Annotated in this window: 12 protein-coding genes; 5 read left to right on the top strand and 7 right to left on the bottom strand. The window is 33.5% G+C overall.

The window, feature by feature from the left end:
* Positions 1–75: 75 nt before the first annotated feature.
* Positions 76–1,320, top strand: a complete 1,245-nt coding sequence (locus QL232_RS10740; protein WP_281614111.1) for a pyridoxal phosphate-dependent aminotransferase family protein — start codon at positions 76–78, stop codon at positions 1,318–1,320.
* 157 nt (positions 1,321–1,477) lie between these two features.
* Positions 1,478–1,654 carry a histone H1 gene (locus tag QL232_RS10735; protein WP_066207506.1) on the top strand — a complete coding sequence of 59 codons (177 nt, stop codon included), beginning with the start codon at positions 1,478–1,480 and terminating at the stop codon, positions 1,652–1,654.
* A gap of 59 nt (positions 1,655–1,713) precedes the next feature.
* Here QL232_RS10735 and QL232_RS10730 read toward each other — a convergent pair whose 3' ends face one another.
* The 7 genes from QL232_RS10730 to QL232_RS10700 all read right to left on the bottom strand — a co-directional run bounded on the left by QL232_RS10730 (position 1,714) and on the right by QL232_RS10700 (position 14,761).
* A complete protein-coding gene (locus tag QL232_RS10730; protein WP_281614110.1) occupies positions 1,714–2,259 on the bottom strand; it encodes a hypothetical protein in 546 nt (181 codons plus the stop codon).
* A 1-nt stretch (position 2,260) separates the two neighbouring features.
* The gene (gene ligA / locus QL232_RS10725; protein WP_281614109.1) at positions 2,261–4,285 is read right to left on the bottom strand and encodes an NAD-dependent DNA ligase LigA; all 2,025 of its coding nucleotides are present in this window, start codon (positions 4,283–4,285) and stop codon (positions 2,261–2,263) included.
* A 29-nt stretch (positions 4,286–4,314) separates the two neighbouring features.
* Entirely contained in the window at positions 4,315–4,707 is a 393-nt protein-coding gene (locus QL232_RS10720) for an HIT family protein (protein ID WP_168883147.1), read from the bottom strand.
* A gap of 9 nt (positions 4,708–4,716) precedes the next feature.
* Positions 4,717–6,384, bottom strand: a complete 1,668-nt coding sequence (locus tag QL232_RS10715) for an AarF/ABC1/UbiB kinase family protein (RefSeq protein ID WP_168883146.1) — start codon at positions 6,382–6,384, stop codon at positions 4,717–4,719.
* 239 nt (positions 6,385–6,623) lie between these two features.
* Positions 6,624–8,927 carry a BamA/TamA family outer membrane protein gene (locus QL232_RS10710; protein ID WP_281614108.1) on the bottom strand — a complete coding sequence of 768 codons (2,304 nt, stop codon included), beginning with the start codon at positions 8,925–8,927 and terminating at the stop codon, positions 6,624–6,626.
* The gene (locus QL232_RS10705) at positions 8,917–14,214 is read right to left on the bottom strand and encodes a translocation/assembly module TamB domain-containing protein (protein WP_281614107.1); all 5,298 of its coding nucleotides are present in this window, start codon (positions 14,212–14,214) and stop codon (positions 8,917–8,919) included. The genes QL232_RS10710 and QL232_RS10705 overlap by 11 nt, the downstream gene beginning before the upstream one ends.
* Positions 14,215–14,329: 115 nt before the next feature.
* Positions 14,330–14,761, bottom strand: a complete 432-nt coding sequence (locus QL232_RS10700; RefSeq protein ID WP_168883143.1) for a hypothetical protein — start codon at positions 14,759–14,761, stop codon at positions 14,330–14,332.
* A gap of 263 nt (positions 14,762–15,024) precedes the next feature.
* On the opposite strand from QL232_RS10700, the gene QL232_RS10695 reads away from it, so the two are divergent.
* From QL232_RS10695 to QL232_RS10685, 3 genes are read left to right on the top strand one after another with little or no spacing between them, the layout of a single operon-like run.
* A complete protein-coding gene (locus QL232_RS10695; protein WP_281614106.1) occupies positions 15,025–17,346 on the top strand; it encodes a TonB-dependent receptor plug domain-containing protein in 2,322 nt (773 codons plus the stop codon).
* A gap of 40 nt (positions 17,347–17,386) precedes the next feature.
* The gene (locus QL232_RS10690) at positions 17,387–18,559 is read left to right on the top strand and encodes an NTP transferase domain-containing protein (protein ID WP_281614105.1); all 1,173 of its coding nucleotides are present in this window, start codon (positions 17,387–17,389) and stop codon (positions 18,557–18,559) included.
* A 51-nt stretch (positions 18,560–18,610) separates the two neighbouring features.
* Entirely contained in the window at positions 18,611–19,267 is a 657-nt protein-coding gene (locus QL232_RS10685) for a bifunctional nuclease family protein (protein ID WP_168883140.1), read from the top strand.
* The last annotated feature ends 1 nt before the right edge of the window (position 19,268 follow it).

Here is a 19,268-nt window from a genome sequence, read left to right as displayed (position 1 = left end):
GTGTAAAGACTACCATACTCTAAACATTTTGATTGTAAATAGAATAATGTTTCAAACATTAAAATAGACTATATCGTGGATTTATTTGAAAAACTTCTTCAAGATAGAGGACCGCTAGGGTCTCACTCTAAAATGGCTCATGGTTATTATGCTTTCCCTAAACTTGAAGGAGAAATTGCTCCTCGCATGACCTTCAGAGGTAAAGAAGTATTGACTTGGAGTTTAAACAACTACTTAGGACTAGCAAACCACCCAGAAATTAGAAAAGCTGATGCTGAAGCTTCAGCAGAGTTTGGTTTAGCTTACCCAATGGGTGCACGTATGATGTCAGGTAACTCTAACTTAATCGAAGAATTTGAGTCAGAGTTAAGTTCTTTTGTAGGTAAAGAAGATACAATGGTTTTAAACTTCGGTTACCAAGGTATCATGTCTGTAATCGACGCATTACTTGATAGAAAAGACGTAGTAGTTTATGATTCAGAATGTCACGCATGTATTATTGATGGTTTAAGAATGCATGTAGGTAAACGTTTTGTTTTCCCTCACAATGACATTGAGAACTGTGAAAAGCAATTACAAAGAGCGACAAAATTAGTTGAAGAAACTGGTGGTGCTATCCTATTAATTACTGAAGGTGTATTCGGTATGTTAGGTGACCAAGGTAAACTAAAAGAAATTGCTGCATTAAAAGATAAATACCAATTCCGTATGTTAGTTGATGACGCTCACGGATTCGGTACATTAGGTAAAACTGGTGCTGGTGCTGGTGAAGAACAAGGATGTCAAGACGCTATTGATATCTACTTCTCTACTTTCGCTAAGTCAATGGCTTCAGTTGGTGCATTTATTTCTTCTGACGAGCAAGTGATTGAATATTTAAGATACAATACTCGTTCTCAGATCTTCGCTAAGACTCTTCCAATGCCATTAGTAAAAGGTAACTTGAAGCGTTTAGAGATGCTTCGTACAATGCCTGAACTAAAAGATAAGCTTTGGGAAGTAGCAACTGCATTACAAAATAGCTTGAAAGAAAATGGTTTTGATATCGGTTTAACTGATACTCCTGTAACTCCAGTATTCTTACAAGGTGGTCAGAACGAAGCAGTAAACATGGTAATGGACTTAAGAGAGAACTTTAACATCTTCTGTTCAGTAGTTGTTTACCCAGTAGTACCAAAAGGTGTTATCATGTTGAGATTAATCCCAACTGCAACACATACTATTGCTGACGTAGAGGAAACAATCAGCGCTTTCAATGCTGTGAAACATAAATTAGAATCAGGTGAGTATGCAAATGCTGAACCTCAAATATTCTCGTAAGGAATTAAGATTCAATTTAACTCAGAAAAGGATAAAATTTCGTTTAAAAAAACGGATTTTTATCCTTTTTTTATGTCTAAAAGTTGTTCTATTTGAAAGAAATTTTATAAATTGTGGTACACTTAATTTAATTCATCGATAGAAATTAAATACTAAAATGGACAAATTCACAGAACTTAAAGAGCTTATCCAGCAAACTGAAGAAGACGCTCAAAAATTTTATAACAACAAAGTAGCGGCTGCTGGTACTCGTGTTAGAAAGAACATGCAAGACATCAAAAAACTTGCTCAAGATATCCGTCTTGAAATCCAAGAGATCAAAAACAACGGTTAATTCCAAATTGATCTTTTCACAAAAAAAGGGGTTGAATCTAAATTCAACCCCTTTTTTATTTATTTATGCATCTTTTTCAAAATATCGATACTCTCTCTTATCCTTTCAGTAAATGATAATTGATCGTAACTTAATTTCATTTCATATGCTGAAACATCTTGATGTTCACCTAATGCAATCCGACAAGTTGAGTGAGATTGGTAGGCTAGCTGATCTAAGATCTTGGAAATACCATATGTGAATGTAAAAAGATAATCAAACTTCTTTTTGACAAATAATTGAAGATGACTTTCAACATTTTTCTTATTCCAATTTATCTTTGAAAGTGGAATAATTTTATATTCAAAAGGAACATCAAAATCTATCCTTTTCTCCTCTGTAATGAAGATGATCTCAAGATTCTTTACCGTTTTTGGTAAAATTTTCTCAATAATTCTACTCTCATTTAGAGTTGATTTTAATTGTTCTAGATCTTTAATGTAAAATAAAACTCCTACCGAAGTAGATTCTTCAAATGGTAAATCATTATTATGCTCTATTCCACTCTCCTTTTTGGTGGATGAGATCTTATGTCCGAGTAGTTTGTTTCTAAAAATATCTAACATTTTACTCAGTGATTAATTGTTTGAAATCTTCTTCTGTTAATACTTGAAGTCCTAAATCTTCAGCTTTTTTAAGTTTAGAGCCAGCTTTTTCTCCAGCTACTAAATAATCTACATTTTTTGAGATACTTGTTTTAACCGTTCCTCCATGAAGCTTAATTAGATCATGGATCTCATTCCTTGAAAATTCATAGAACTTACCAGTACAAACAAAAGACTTACCTTCTAAAGTATCTAGTGTATTTTTCTTTTCAAGTTTAAACTGCAAACCAGCTTCTTGTAGTCTAGTGACTAAGGCTTTATTTTCTTCAACAGCAAAGAATGAAACAATCTCTTCGCCTACCGTATTACCAACATCATATAATTCAGAGATTTGCTCAATAGTTGCTTTCTCCAATTCTTCTATTGTTGGGAATGCTTCGCAAAGCTTTTCAGAAATAGTACTACCAACATTCCTAATTCCGAGAGCAAATAATACTCTTTCATATGGAATGCTTTTCGATGCTTCTATTCCATTCAATAAATTATCAATAGACTTCTGTTTAAAACGTTCCATTACTGATAATTTATCACTATCTAATAGGTACAAATCTGCGACATCTTTTATCAACCCTTTCCCAATCAATTGATCAATAGTCTCTCCACCAATTGAATCAATGTTCATAGCCTTCCTACTCACAAAATGTTGGATTCTCCCCTTAACCTGTGGTGGACAAGTTTCCTTATTAGGGCAATAGTGTTGAGCTTCACCTTCTTTCCTTATCAGCTCAGTATCACAAGCAGGGCAATGAGTTATAAATTCAACAGGCTTATTTTTTTCATTTCTTTCTGTTTTATCAACTCCTGTAATTTTAGGAATGATCTCACCACCTTTTTCTACATATACCATATCATGATAATGCAGATCCAGTCTTGCAATCTCATTAGCATTATGAAGCGAAGCTCTTCTTACAGTAGTACCCGCTAGCTGTACTGCAGCCAAGTTAGCTACAGGAGTAATTGCTCCTGTTCTACCTACTTGGTAAGTAACAGACTCTAATTCTGTTTTTGCAGCTTCAGCTTTATATTTATATGCAATAGCCCAACGTGGGCTTTTAGCCGTATTACCTAATTTTTTATGGAACTCTTCTTTATTCACTTTGATAACTACACCATCAGTTTCTAATGGCAAGTCGTGGCGTTTTTTATCCCATCGAGTAATATAATCCCAAACACCTTCAATTGAACTTTCTTTTTCGAAAGTTGGTGATAAGTTAAAGCCCCATTCCTTAAGTTTCACTAAACCATCATAATGTGTATCTATCCCCTCAATTTCTGTCACTATTCCATAGACATACATATCCAGTTTACGTTCTGCCACTTTTTTAGGATCTTGTTGTTTCAAAGCTCCTGCTGCTGCATTTCTTGGATTGGCTAAAAGGGGTTGAGGTTTATTACCTTTACTGATTCTTTCCTCATTTTCAATAGCAATTTTTTCATTATTGATATCAAATGATTTCTTACTCATAAAGACCTCCCCTCTCACTTCAAATTGTGATGGGTAATCTCCGTTGAGTTGTATTGGAATAGATCGAATAGTTTTAGCATTTGCTGTAACATCATCTCCTTTAACGCCATCTCCTCTCGTTACAGCTCTTACGAGTATTCCATCTTCATAAGTCAAACTTAGAGCAACACCATCATATTTCAACTCACAAACATATTCTACATCTTCATTTAGATCTTTTATCGTTCTTTCATTAAAATCTAAAAGATCTTCTTTATCATAAGTATTTGATAAAGACAACATAGGTACATTGTGAGCAACGTTTTCAAAATTCTTAGTTGGCTCACCTCCAACTCTTAATGTTGGAGAGTTTGGTTTGACTAATGAAGGAAATTCTTCTTCGATTCTTTGTAGTTCCTTTAAGAGTTGATCATAATCTTGGTCAGAAACATCTGATACTCCTTCTTGATAATATTTTCTATTTAGCTCATGTAGAGTTATCGATAGCTCCTCTACACGTTTTTCTGCATCGTTAATTTGCATATAACCTAATAAAGTGAATTTAGTTAGTACTATTCAATGTTTGATTTGATATCGTTAGCGATTCCAGCTAACTCTTCCGGTGTTAATTTTAATTTATGTTCAAAATTCATGTCTGACATACCATTAATTGGAATGAGATGCATATGTGCATGGGGAACCTCTAATCCTATCACTGCATGTCCTACACGATTACAAGGGAATACTTTTTTAATGGCTTTAGAAATTTTCTTTGCCACAACATATAGACCCGCCAAAGTTTCATCATCCAGATCAAACATATCATCTACTTCCTTTTTTGGAACTACTAGTGTATGTCCCTTTTGTACTGGGAATATATCTAAGAATGCATAATAATTATCATCTTCATACACTTTGTGTGATGGTATTTCTCCTGCAATGATTTTTGAAAATATGGAAGCCATTTTTATAATTTATTTCTTTTTTGGTTTAAAAAATAGATAGATCATCATGAACAATGACATAGTGTAACCTAAAGTACTTAATAAAGGCATACCTAAAAAGTTTCTTTGCGAATAAGGTATTGGAGCCGTCATTACAATACTGGAACTCACTAAAAATGCAGCAATGATGATGACTATATTAAGATTGGATGCAGATTCACTTTTCTGTTGAATATAACTCTCCAACCCTTTATGCTCAAAGTTGATTGTTAATTTACCCGTTCTTGTCTTCTTTAAAATATACCTCACTTCCATTGGGAGGTTATAAATTAATGATGAAATCTGATAGAACGAGTAATAAAAGTCTGAGCTTAAATTTTTAAATGAAAATTGTTCTTTTGCTAGCCTTTCAGCATAAGGTTCGATTTCTGGAAGTACTTCTAAATCTGGACATAATACATTAACTATACCTTCAAGTATTGCTAGTGCTCTTAATATCAAAAATATACTTCCAGGCACAGCTAAATGATGCTTGTAGATAATCGTTTGCAAGGCAGTAGTTATTTCGGCCATGGTTGCATCTTCATTACCATGGGTATAATATCTATCCACCATTTCACCTAAGTCTTGTTCAAGCATCTTTGAGTCTTCAATATTCGAATCTCTTGCTATTCTTCTTAAGTGAAGTGCCATACCTCTAGCATCTCCTCTTGACATCGATGCTAAAAAGTTTGCTAAACCAAATCGTTGCTCTTTTGACAACCTCCCTATCATCCCAAAATCAATGAGAATAATAGTTCCATCCGGCCTCACTAACACATTACCAGGATGAGGGTCTGCGTGAAAAAAGCCTTGTTCAAAAATTTGATTTAAATATATATCTACACCTTTCTGTGCGATTGTTTTAGGAGTTAAACCCCAAGAAGTAATCGTTCTTATATCTGTGACCTTACAGCCACTCACATATTCCATGACTAAGAGCTTTCTAGTTGTAAACTCTAAATATGCATATGGAATATGAAGGTTTTTATTTTCTTTATTTGCTCTTCTAAATTGAACTAAGTGCTTGGCTTCAATGGTATAGTCTAACTCATTTCTGATACTTTCTTCAAAAGTTTCAATAATTTCATCTGGGTTGAGAATACCATGTCGATTAAAAAATTGATGCGTATGTCTAACAAATTCCCTTAAAAGCCTAAGATCGGTATGAATTTGTTCTCTTGCTCCTGGCCTTTGGATTTTAAGTACGACATCTTTCCCATTTTTTAATCTAGCCCTATGTACCTGGCCAATACTTGCTGCTCCTAATGGTTTGTTATCAAAAAATGAGACAAAATCATTTAGGTTCATCCCTGTTTCTTTTTCTACAATCGCCATCGCTTCATCTTCAGAAAATGGGGCAACATTATCTTGCAGCTTTTGAAATTCCTCTATTAAGTCTTGAGGAAGGATATCTGGTCGGTTACTTAGTGTTTGAGCAAATTTGATAAAAGTAGGTCCTAATTCTTCTATCACCATTCTAATCCTTTCCGATCGACTATACTTAAGTACCGGTTTGTTATTTCTTTTCCAATCATCAATAGGTACAAACCTATTCAATGATGTAGTTGAAACAACATCTTCAAAACCGTATTTCAACAAAATTTTAATGATCTGCTGAAGTCTTTGGAAATTTTTTACTTTGGTTGAAAAAAGCATTTATACGTTTTAAGAACTACTTTATAGTAATTTCTACTCGAAAAAAAATACGAGGATAATTAAAAATTAATAGTGATGAAACACCTTTTATTAAGAATGAATTCTCACTCCATACAATTTACTGTATACTCTTTTAAAATTACTTTATTCTGTCTGAATTTTTAATATAATACTCTGTTAAAATAACAAATAAGGCTATAATTAGAAAAAGGAGCCTTCATTAAAGCTCCTTTTTTGTATTAGAATGGATATCCTATTGCTAAATTAAACACAAGTTGATTCCAACTTGGCTTCTTTATCACCCACTGATCACCATCATCTGGTACATAAGGAACCCTTAATGGCATGGCAAAATCAAATCTTAAAACGAAGAACTGCAGGTCAATTCTAAGTCCGACACCAGCCCCTAAGGCAAGTTCATTTAAAACATTGCCTAATTTGAATTCACCTCCTGGTCTTGTTGGATCTTCAGTAGCTAACCATACGTTACCATAATCAAAGAATGCTGCCAGTTTTAGGTATTGATGCAAATCATACCGGTACTCTAAACTACCTTCAATTTTAATATCACCACCTTGTTGACCAAATGATGATCCATTTTCATCCAAATCGTCTGATGGCTCAAAACTACCAGGTCCTAACGTTCTAGATTTAAAAGCTCTGATCGAGTTAGGTCCACCTACAAAGTACTGTTTCACAAAAGGCAGTGCTGTCGAGTTTCCCCATGGTTTGGAATAACCCACGACAAACCGGGTAGCCATCTCACCTTTTTTAGAGGTTTTAAAATAAAATCTAAAATCGTTGGTTAGCCTAACATATTGTGAGAAAGGATTGCCAAAAATCTCATACTGTCCTGTTTCTGGATTTTTTTCAGCTCCTGTTGCTTGCATCGCCGCATACCAAAGGTTACCTGAAATATCTATATCTCCTTTATAGTAAAAGCTTGAATTCTTTTTTGTTTTATCCCAATGAGGAGCATATTCAAAACTATAATTAGACCCAAGAATAAACTGATTTCTGAATGTTTCTTCTAATGACGGAAAAGCATCACCAAGATCAGTACTATCATTCGATGAGATCGCTTGGAAACTTATAGAAATAGGATTTAAATTATGACGCACAGATTCATTCGTTCTCCAATCAAAACCATATGATGTATTAAAATAGTTCATAGAGTATGAAGGGAAGAAATGATAACGCTTGAACCCTAAACCAAAGTTGGTATATGGAATATAAAAATCTCCACCAGGTCTTACTTTAAATGGAGCAATTACTCTAGGAATCGATAATTTTGTGTCGACACCATACCAGAAGATAACATCAACCCCATTAGATTTTCCACCAAATTGTTTTTGAACACCTGTGAAAAAAGTGACAGAGAATTTTTCAGCTCCACCAAATGTATTTCTATTCTTCCATGTTAAATCTAATTCAGGACCTGTGTAACCCGTCGACCAAGTTGACATTGAAAGTTCTGTAGATAATGAATGCAATGTCACTTGAGACATTTTAGCGTTGACATTCATCTTACCAAAATCAGGATCAGTAGTCGGCTTAGGTTCAAACTCCATGTTTACATAACGGAAAACTCCTAAACCTGAGAACTGCTTTAATGTTGCTTGATGTTTATGTCTTGAATAAATATCACCACTTCTTAGCTGAAGTGTTTCATCTAGAATTTTTGGCTTTAGATTGACAGGGTCACCTTTATAAATCACACCAGTATCCATAAGCACACTCTGATGATTTCTCTTTGAAACATTTAACCCATCTAAATCAAAGTCAGGTTGGATCAAAACTGTATCAATAGAGTAAAGTCTTTTTACCTTATCAGGCATTTCTTTAAAATAGGCCTTAACATTTACTGTCCTGTCTTCATTTGCAGAATCGAGATCAAACATCAAATAATTTGAACTAAAGAAATAATAGCCACTATCTTTTAAAGCATTGTTTATACGAATTCTTTCGTCTCTAAATTTCTGTAATTGATATCTATCCCCTTTTTCCAAAACGGATTCACTTTCAAGAGCTTTAATCTTTTCATTAAAAATATTCTCTTGTTTCAATACCCATTCAATACTATCCAAACGATAAGGGGTATCCTTAACATGAACGATATATTTTACAGTAGTAGATTTCGTATCCTTATGATATTCTTCTTCGAAAGATACTCTATTACCAAAATATCCATTATTATCTAAAGTACTTTCAAGCAATTCTGCTGTTTTCTCTGAAAGAATTTTATCATAATATACCGGCTTTTCACCAAAGGTATTGGCCATTTTCTTCTTTAAACCTTTTGGTCTTTTGGCATTTTCTCCTCTGAAGTAAAACCATGCTCCATTTTTTTTATTTGGAGAGACTGAAAGTTTTTCTGTTAGAGTATATTTGAGATCATCATCCACTTTTACAGTATCCTCTTTATCGTACTCGATTCTGGCACCATTGTAAAAAGTCTGATTTTCTTCTAAGTACTTCGTTATACTACAGCTAAAACAGAGTACAGAAGTAAGGCTTATATATAGAAGTTGTTTAATCTTCATTTTCGGATAAAAGTCTCTTTAGTTCTTTTTCTTTTTGATAAAATAATTGGGAGTTGATATACCCTATCTCTTCACCTTCTTCAATAGGTATACGGCTTTCTGAGTCATCCATTTTTAAAGAATCACTAGGAGTTGTTTTTATGGATGTTGAATCCATTTCCACTTTAATAGAGTCCGCTTTTTGTTGTGTGGAATCACTTTTTGCAGGAGCCATGCCTTGAGATTTTGCAGGTTGCATTCCACCAGAATTTGAAGATGAATCTGAACTTGCTTCCATCATTCCTCCACCAGTATTAGACCTTTTGATCATACCCATCCTCTTACGGATATCCTTTTTCTTATCTAGGTTTCTGATGAACAATTCTCGGCCATGATTATAATCCTTTGTGAAAACAATCGAAACTCCAGTTTTAAATACATCAGGAGTAAAATATTGAGCATCAATGGATCTAAATAATCTATTTTTTAAAGTCCCATCTGTTAAAAGGTTGTATTCTAATAAGAAGTCTGTGTTGAAAGTACTGCTGTTATTATTCGCTTCATTACCATTTACGGCAACTTTTCCACCTACAGATACACTTAATCGATCTTTGAATAGTGATTTTTTTAAGGTAACACCTACATCAGTTCTGTTTGATGAACCACCAGAAGTCTGCTGTTGAGAATAAGAGTCAACATCAAAATCGACATCAACAAAACCATTCGTAAGGTTATTGGTCACATTATTTAATTGCTGACTGATAATTGAACTTACAGAACCCGTTACCATATCTTGAGTATTTGCTCCATCTCCTCCAGCATCATTTAGGAATGTCCCTAAGATTAGAAGTGAGAAAACTTGTTTATTAAGTTGTGATTCATCCTGATTTAAATATTCAATGGCAGATTCAATTTTATCACCACCCTGACTTCCTTCAGGATATTCTAATTCAAATGAAAGTTCAGGTTTGATCACATCACCTCTCATATTCATATAAACAATAAAATTTCTTTTTGCCTTGTATTTATTGGACTCACTTGGCGAAATCTGATTGGCTACTAAAGGATAAGGTGAAGTACTCGTTTGATAGATCGCTGTCATATTCGCTTGAGGATTATACGGATCTCCAGTCCACAATACAGTACTTCCCTTTTTCAAAGAAAGCTTTTTATTCATTAATTGATAGAACGTCATACTGTAATCACCCTCTGTCACCTCATATTGACCTGACATTACTAGATCACCACCAGCATCCATTCTTAGGTGTAAAACTCCACCTCCTACTAATGTTAATGCATCTCCGGCTCTAGGGTCAATCACTACTTTAAAAGATGATTTATCATCAATGTTTATGGTAGTTTTCAACTCATAGTTATGTGTACTTTTAGCAATAGTGATCGTATCGTCTTCTTGAACAAATTCAATGATATCATCACCAGTATCGATCTCTGCAATACCACCGTCCATATATACATAAGTCAAATCAGTACCCCTAGCTATACGAATCTCAGAGTCTATCATCAAGTGATCGATTGGGCCGTTTATTTTAGTAATATTTCCAACAATCAGCTTTCCAAAATATTCTGGATTGTCTTTCGATGTTGAATTAATTACTGTGATATCATCAGCACTGAACTTCAGGTTAAAGTCCATGTCTGTGTAATCTGTTGTATAAATATTACCTGCTAGTAAAGCATATCTTCCATTTTCATCTTTAAAACCAAAATTCTCAAAATGCATTCCCTTATCATCAAAAATCATTTGACCGTCGGTACCTGCCAATTTCAGATTAAACATTTTGACCTTAAAAGTGGGTTCTTGCATTTTAATAGCTCCTTTGATATCCAAAGGTCCTACACCACCACCTTTTACTTTAAGACCTCCAGCAAATCCTCCGTATAGATCCGATAAATATTCACTACTTAAAGCTTCAAAAGGTTGAATTAATAAACTATCGATGGTTAGGGACAAATCCAATGGTGCAATCGTATCAGCAACATTAAATGAAGACTCTGAATGGATATTACCGATTGGTCCAACTATTCTGGCATTGCTTTCATAGATATTAATGTCATCCGTATTCTTTGCATTGGAAGTTAAAGTAGCTAGTATATGGTTTAAGATACCAAAGTCTTCAATTTTGAAATCAGCTGATAACTTTCCTCCTTGTGATATATCTCCAATCTCTATATCTGCATTAACTAATCCATTAACTAATGAGGTATCTGTCGTGACATTATAAGTGATATCATCTAATGAATAATCTATGACTTCAAACTTGTAAACAGTATCTTGTTCGTCAAATTGAGACGAGAAGAAATTAAACTTCTGTCCCTTTTGTTCTAATGTCAATTCATGGATATAGGGTAATCCACCATCTGATAGGATATAGTTATTAGTATTAACGTTCCACTTTTCATCATTGACAATCAATGGATCATCCAATTTAAACCTGTAGGTAGTAGAATCTAATGTTAAGTTTGCACTGGCTAATAACCATTTTTTAGTAAAATCTTCATTCTGACCAACAGTTTTAAAAGTAAGCACATTATCATGCGCCTCGCCTCCAAATTCCCAATTATGGACAGCATAGTCTTCATAACCTAACATTCTCAGTCTTTCGAAACCAAGCTTATAAGCCATTTTTTTACCATCTGCATGAATCGATACAAAAGTGGAATCCACATCAATATCAGAATACGTCACCCTTGGTACTAGAATATCAAAATCAAAAATATTAGTGGCAGCATCAAAGTTGAAGTCAAATTTTGAGATTTGTAATGAGTCCAAACTTTCAATCGCTCCATTGGTCAACAACTCACTATTCGTCAATTTTAATGATCCATACATTTTACCTTTTGATGGCGGTAATTGACCTATCATTTCTCTTGAAGAAATATACTGGGAGAAATATCTTTCCAAGACGACCGCTAATGAATCTAATGGTATATCCGCTTGCATGTCTCCCTCTAAATGTGGAGCAGAAAGTGCACCTGCAATATGTGTACTGTCTAGTTCTGCATGCAGTTTTACGTAATCATATTTATATTTCTTTGTACCATCGAAATAGTACAAATCTTTAATATCGAGAGTTGTATTTAAATTAGTGATATCGAAACCTTTTGTTTCAGAGTCAATACTCATTCCTATTGTTGCAGTATCTTCTAGGAAGTTTAATTGATTAAAATCGATGTGCTCTATATCACCAATCACAGATGCATAAGGAATATCGGAGTTCATATCAACATTTCCATTCAGGCTAAACTTTGCACCTTTGGAGTTTGTTTTAGCATCCCATTTAACAGCCATCCTATCTACATCAAGATTTACTTTCAACCCACCGTAATCATAATTATTGTATTCAGCTTTTTTTAGGTCGAAAGTGGCTAAAGTCTTTAAATCTTTTTCAACATCAAAACCTTTACCAACAGCAGTAAGATAAGTACTTACTTTTCCTATTGTAGTGTCCTTTAATATTTTTCCTACATTAAGATTATAGGTATTTGTTTTCAATTGATATTCATCTTCATTGAAAAGACTAAAATCTAAATCAAAAGCACCAAAGTTTTCTAAACTTAAAGACATCTCACTACTTACATCCTTTAAGCCGCCTTTTACATGTAACTGACCTAAAATATGCTGAGGTAAATTGAAGGCATTTAAAGTTTCTTGATCTACATTTAAATCCAACAGTGTTTTTGTAAAGAAATTCAGGGAATCAATACTCACTTCGTACCTCAGAGAATCTTCACTTAATAAATCTTGAAGATGTAATACTAAATCTGTTTCAATTCCTAAGTCAGAGTTAATTTTTGCATCGGATACTCTCATATCTTCAACAGTCCCTTTTACTTTTAACTTACCGTCAATATTATAATCCAAATATGGAGCTACTGTTGAATCTTGTTTTAGGGAAGGATCAAAAATCAATGCATCCTTAAATGAAATATGTGATCTCTTTAAATTATTATCGATCTGAAGATCCTCAATATAATCTCCTATTAAGTATAAATTACTAAATCTTAAATGAAGATCCGTCAATAAAAAACTGTTATTTATTTCTAAAAGTAATTCTGTTAAGTCTATTTTCTGAGGGCCAACAAATACATAAGATGAAAAGCTTCTAACAAATACACCACTTTTTTCTTTTCCTTCGAAGTGTTCAAGATCTATTGTAATTCCAGTGTCTTGTACTTTTATATCTTTTGATTTTAGCTGAAGCTTACTTAATAAAATATGATTCGGATCAACTCCTTGTTCTAACCTTTCATACAAATCATCATTAAACTCCAATGAGAGTTGATCTACTTGAACATCGTCTATATTAACATCCCAACCTAAATCCAAAGATGAAATTGGTTTTAATAAAGGAGTAATATTCGTTATATCTTCATGCTTTATAGTGGTATCCGAAACTAGATCATATCGAATAGACGTCTCGTCAAGTTTAAATAGGCCAACTGCTACTTTTTGATCAATCAAATTAAAATGGTGATCTTCTACTAGAAAGTGACCAATAGAAAGATGAGCAGATTCTTTGAGTGGCTTATCGTGATAAACTAATTTGGTATTTTCAATACTTAATGATTTAAGTACTAAATCGAATGGCACTTCCTCAGCAATTTCTGTTGTATCAGTTTCTTCAACAATATTACTTGTTGTTTGCCCAAAAACTTCGTAGGAAATATCTGATTTTTTTAAAGCAACTTCTCCAATTTTATATTCAGAAGTATTAAGGTTAATATTAGGGATCGAGGCTGTTAGTTCTCCAAGATTCAGTTTAGCTGTCATCATCTGTACACTATCAGAGTACAATAACTGAATATTTTTTAGGCTTATTTGATTTAAAATAATAGGTGGGATAACAGATGAAGTTGTATCCTCTTCAACCACTACAGTAGAATCATCACTAGAAAAAGAATCTAGGATGTAGTCAAAGTTAAATTTACCGTTTTTATAAACGTATATATTTGTTTCAAGACCATTGACCTCAAAATCGTCGATAACGACCCTATCCATAGATGCAGTTTCTAAATCTACATCTAGTAAAATTTCGTCTAATTTCACAAAGTCATTACCATTGGGATGTTTTAATAAAATTCCATCAATGACTAATGACTTTGGGAAATTTAAAGCGATATAATCAATAGATACCTTGCTATTTGTCTTTGTAGATAAAAATTCTGTGGCTTTGGTAACCACAATATTCTGAACATAAGGAACTCTAAGAATTCCATACACAAAACAGATAAGTAAGACGAATAGAATAAGGATACCTAAAAAAAGTCTTTTGACAGATCCTTTCATTCTCGAAATTAGAGTTAAATATTCGTATGACAGTTTAGGTTATACTAAGAAGTAAATTTAACTATTTTTTATGGTATTACGAGAAGAGAAGAACTTAATTTTTCAGCATTTGTAATTAATACCTTGAGAAACGGGCGTCTAAGATTTTTGACATTTTATCAAAGTCTTCCCAGTTTTCTGAAACATGGAAAATTGTATCTTTATCATTCGCTAGGTTTTCTTTATAATCCTTGATGTAATCTCCTGAACTATAGTAATCTGTTAAGAATCGATGAAGCTTAATATCAAAAAGCTCTTTTTCTATAATGCCATCTAAAGTTTCAGCTAAAATTGTAGGTGTAATCTCTTTTCTTTTAAAGTAAATGATTTGAGCACCAAACTCATCTTCAAATTCTTCAGAGTAAAGATCATTTAAAATCACCCAACCAAAGAAATAACCGATATGAATGTAAGCGTGGTCTAATGAAATATCTTCTGGAAATTCAGGTCCGAAGTAATTTCTAACATTATCAATGATATTATTATCCTGTTCTTGATGTGTAGTCATAACTAGTTTTATCGATGTAAAGTGATTAGATTTGTAATACTTTTTTTCTGATTCAAATGCCTAATAAGTGAATAAGAATGTATACATTTCACTAAATTACACAGATTAGTCATTGTATGGTAATAAATCATACTCATTTTTTAATTCTCTAAGTAATTATGCTTAAAAGTTTCCAAACTCTTTCAATATTACTTCTATATATATCTGTTTTTTTCTCCTTAACCGAAACTAAAGCTCAAGAAGCAGTTTTACGGGGTGTTGTAATGGATTCTATCGGAAACCCTGTGGAATCTGCTATGGTACAAGCAGGAGTTAATCAGAATAATTTTTATCTAACAAATGCGGAAGGTGCCTATATTATCACTATCCCGACAGATACATTGGTCACTGTATTTTTCAATCATCCGTCCTTCTCTCCTAGAGCTTTTGAGGTACAATTATACAAAGACGAGATAAAAAATCTTGACGTCAAATTATTTAAACAGATTTACCAACTTAAAGAAGTTAAAGTTGTCGATAATAAAGAAACCGAAGTGAGACAACAAGCGGGTTCTGTGTTCGTCAAAGGTGAAGATTTAAAAGAAATACCTGTTGGTTATGGCGAATTCACCCAACAACTAGTAGCTAGTGGTGCTTTAGGGATAGCTTCCAACAATGAATTATCTTCTGACTATTCTGTTCGTGGAGGCAGCTTTGATGAAAACCTTATCTACGTAAATAATATTGAAATTTACCGTCCTTTTATTGCTAGATCTGGACAACAAGAAGGTCTAAGCTTTGTGAATAGTAACATGGTAGATAATATTGATTTTTCTTCAGGTGGTTGGGAAGCACAATATGGTGATAAATTATCATCATCATTAAATATTGAATACAAAAAACCACTTAGCTTTGAAGGTACTTTAGAAGCATCTTTACTCAATGGTTCTCTTACCTTAGGAGGTGCATCAAAAAACAAAAAACACACGGCTATTATAGGTGCTCGATATAAATCAACTGAATATTTACTGAACACTTTACAAACTGACGGTGAGTACAGACCAAAGTTTGGTGACGTCCAATCTTACTTAAGTTTTGACTTATCCGGAAAAGGGAAAAAAGGAAAAACGTATTTGGATGCAATAATGTCCTATGCCGCGAATAGGTATAGTGTTTTCCCTTCTACCCGTAGTACAAATTTTCAGACAGGTGAAGGTATCAGTAATTTAACTATCGCCTTTGAAGGAAAAGAACAATTAGATTACGACACTTTTCAGGGAGGATTAAAATTAATCCATAATTTCAATGATAAATTCACTTCCAATCTAATCACATCGGCAATGGTTACTCAGGAACGAGAAAGAAGTAATTTAGAAAGTGCATATAGAATATGTGATGTGGATGATATTGGAAATGGAGTGAATGACTGTGCTACCGAGCAAGGTATTGGTGGTGAATATCAATACTCAAGAAATACGCTGAAAGCCAATGTCTACACAGTAGAAAACAGAAATTCATGGCTTCTTAATGACCTTTTTGATGTTGAATTCGGAGTACAAGTAAAGTTTGAAGAAATAAACGATAACCTTTCAGAGTATCAGTTCCAAGATTCTGCCGATTATGTTATCAGTATTGATGATCAATTAAAGACTGAAAACAACTTGGAATCGCAACGCTATTCTGCTTATGCCCAAAGTAGTTATTACTCTAATAACAATCAACATAAGATGACTTTAGGAGTAAGAGGGACATATTGGAGTGTAAATAATGAAGTTAACGTTTCCCCAAGATTTCAATATTCTTTTAAGCCAGAATGGGAAAAAGATGTTGTATTCAATTTCGCTTCTGGAGTGTATTATCAACCTCCTTTCTACCGAGAAATGAGAAGACCTGATGGCACTCTAAATGAAGACTTAAAGGCTCAAGGTTCACTACATATCATAGGTGGTATCAATTACAACTTTGAACAATGGGGTCGTCCATTCAAATTGATCTCAGAAGTTTATTATAAGCATTTATGGAATGTTGTCCCTTACAATATTGACAACATTAGAATTAGATATTCAGGAGAAAATGAAGGCGTTGCTTATGCTACAGGTATTGACACTCGATTAAGTGGTGAATTTATTCCCGGCACTCAATCATGGATTTCATTGAGCGTTATGAGTACTAAAGAAAAGATTGACAATGATCCAAGAGGCTATATTAGAAGACCTACAGATCAACGAGTTACTTTAGCAATGTTCTTCCAAGATCATTTACCAAATAATCCTACCATGAGAATGAATTTAAGATTTATGTATGGTTCTGGATTACCTTTTGGACCTCCAGACAACCCTGAATTAAGAAATGCATTCAGTGGAGGAAATGATTATATGCGATTAGACCTTGGATTAAATAAATTAATCGCACTTAATAAAAAATCAGACAACCCTAATGAGGAATTCATGAAAAATCTTTCAATTGGTGTCGAAATATTAAATGTTTTGGGTAACAATAACGTTATTTCTTATACATGGGTAAAAACATATGATGGTACACAGTATGCAGTACCAAATACTCTATCCCAGCGTTTTTTCAATGTAAAAATGATTTTGCACCTTTAAAAAAACGTGTATCTTTAAGTTGTCAAAAAAATAGAGAGCTATGCAGGAGAGTGATTTAGTAAGACCTAAAGTAGGACGTTTTTGTAGAACAGAAATCGCCTTTTTAGGAACTTCACCAGGGAAAGTAAAAGAATTAGTATTCAGATTAATTGAAAACTTATCAACTAACTGGAATATAGGATATATTGATTGTGACCACCAAAGTTCGGAAATGGAAAAAGAGTTAGGATTTGATTCTTCAAAGGCCCTATCTCACAAAGCTCGAGTGGAAATAATTGATAAAATCACTTTTTCTAGAGTTGACTTTAGAAAAGCACTTAGTGTTTCTGATAGACATGTTGTATTGAATGATGTTGACGCTGCTTTTATTAATGGAAACCATTTCAAAGCATCTCGACAAGTTCTTATCATTGATAAGGAAAAAACACCTACCCTTCACAGAAAGATTAAAAGGCTTAGTAACATACTTTGCATTATTCTTACAGAAGGAACAACAAAAGAAGACATTCCTAGCATTTTATACGACCGTATAAATAATTTAGAACACAAGCCTATTTTTAGTATTGATAAACTTCATTCAATATCTCAATTTATTGAACTTAGTTTTAAAGAAGACACTGGAAATATTAATGGGCTTATTCTTGCGGGTGGTAAATCCAAAAGAATGGGTGGTAAAGACAAAGCAAAAATTAATTACCACGGTACAGAGCAACGTTTCCACATGAAGGAAATACTCTCTAAGTACACTGTGAAAGCATTTATGTCTTGTAGACCTCAACAGTTAGATGATTTTCAAGATCAACTAAACCTTTTACCTGATACATTTACTGATTTAGGTCCTTTTGGTGCGTTGTTAACTGCATTTAGACATAATCCTAATTCAGCTTGGATGACTGTAGCAATTGATCTTCCTTTTGTAGACGATCAAACGATCATGCATTTGATTTCTAAAAGGGATCCATCAAAGTTAGCTACACTTTATAAAGCTAAAGATACTGGCGCTCCCCAACCATTATTAGGAATTTGGGAACCAAGAGCATATTTAAAACTTCTTCAAGCATTAGCTTTTGGAAAAAATTCACTTCGTGATATTCTAGAAGATGCTAATATTAAGCTTATTGAACCACTATCAGATCATATGCTTAGTGAAGTTGATACCATGGATGAACTAGATATTGCAATAAAACAACTAAGTCAGCAAAATTCCATTTAGATATTTGCTCAGAATGTTTAGTTTTGTAATTGAAAAATTAACAGAAAAGTCTTGAACAAAGTAAGATTAGAAATATTAGGGCTTTCAGCAAGCCATACATCGCATGGTTCTTTTGCTTTAGTACTTGGAGAAAAGCATGGAAACAGACGTTTGCCTATTATTATTGGTATGTTTGAAGCACAAGCTATTGCATTAGAAATTGAGAAGATTTCTTCAAACAGACCCATGACCCACGACTTATTTAAAAGCTTTGCATTAAAATTGGGAGCTTCGATTAATCACATTCAAATTTCCAACTTAAAGGAAGGAGTCTTTTATGCTGATATACATATCATTACAGCAGAAGGTGAAGAAGTGATATTAGATGCTAGACCTTCTGATGCTGTAGCTATTGGTATTCGATTTAATGCTCCTATTTATGCATATGAGAATATTATGGGTGAGGCAGGTATTCAGGTAGAAGAACTTGAACAGGATGAAGTAGAACATGCTGATGACCTGGAAGAAGATGATGAACTTGAGATTGAAGACTTTGAGGGGTTAGATGAAGACGAGGAAGAAGAAGTCGTTGCTCAAGACCAAGAAGATGAAACAGAATATCAAAATCTAAGTATTGATCAGCTCAACGCATTGTTGCAAAAAGCTATTGATAACGAAGATTATATGAAAGCAGCCTCAATTAGGGATGAAATTACTAAAAGAGGATAAA

Source organism: Flammeovirga sp. SubArs3, assembly GCF_947387565.1.
GTDB lineage: Bacteria > Bacteroidota > Bacteroidia > Cytophagales > Flammeovirgaceae > Flammeovirga > Flammeovirga agarivorans.
The sequence above is the reverse complement of the archived record's forward strand: the minus strand, read 5'-3'. Positions and strand labels throughout refer to the sequence as shown.

Coding starts and splice junctions, on each gene's coding strand:
- QL232_RS10730 (WP_281614110.1), bottom strand. CDS start 2,259: ATGTTAGATATTTTTAGAAACAAACTACTCGGACATAAGATCTCATCC.
- QL232_RS10720 (WP_168883147.1), bottom strand. CDS start 4,707: ATGGCTTCCATATTTTCAAAAATCATTGCAGGAGAAATACCATCACAC.
- QL232_RS10735 (WP_066207506.1), top strand. CDS start 1,478: ATGGACAAATTCACAGAACTTAAAGAGCTTATCCAGCAAACTGAAGAA.
- QL232_RS10695 (WP_281614106.1), top strand. CDS start 15,025: ATGGATTCTATCGGAAACCCTGTGGAATCTGCTATGGTACAAGCAGGA.
- QL232_RS10710 (WP_281614108.1), bottom strand. CDS start 8,927: ATGAAGATTAAACAACTTCTATATATAAGCCTTACTTCTGTACTCTGT.
- QL232_RS10715 (WP_168883146.1), bottom strand. CDS start 6,384: ATGCTTTTTTCAACCAAAGTAAAAAATTTCCAAAGACTTCAGCAGATC.
- QL232_RS10705 (WP_281614107.1), bottom strand. CDS start 14,214: ATGAAAGGATCTGTCAAAAGACTTTTTTTAGGTATCCTTATTCTATTC.
- QL232_RS10690 (WP_281614105.1), top strand. CDS start 17,387: ATGCAGGAGAGTGATTTAGTAAGACCTAAAGTAGGACGTTTTTGTAGA.
- ligA (WP_281614109.1), bottom strand. CDS start 4,285: ATGCAAATTAACGATGCAGAAAAACGTGTAGAGGAGCTATCGATAACT.
- QL232_RS10700 (WP_168883143.1), bottom strand. CDS start 14,761: ATGACTACACATCAAGAACAGGATAATAATATCATTGATAATGTTAGA.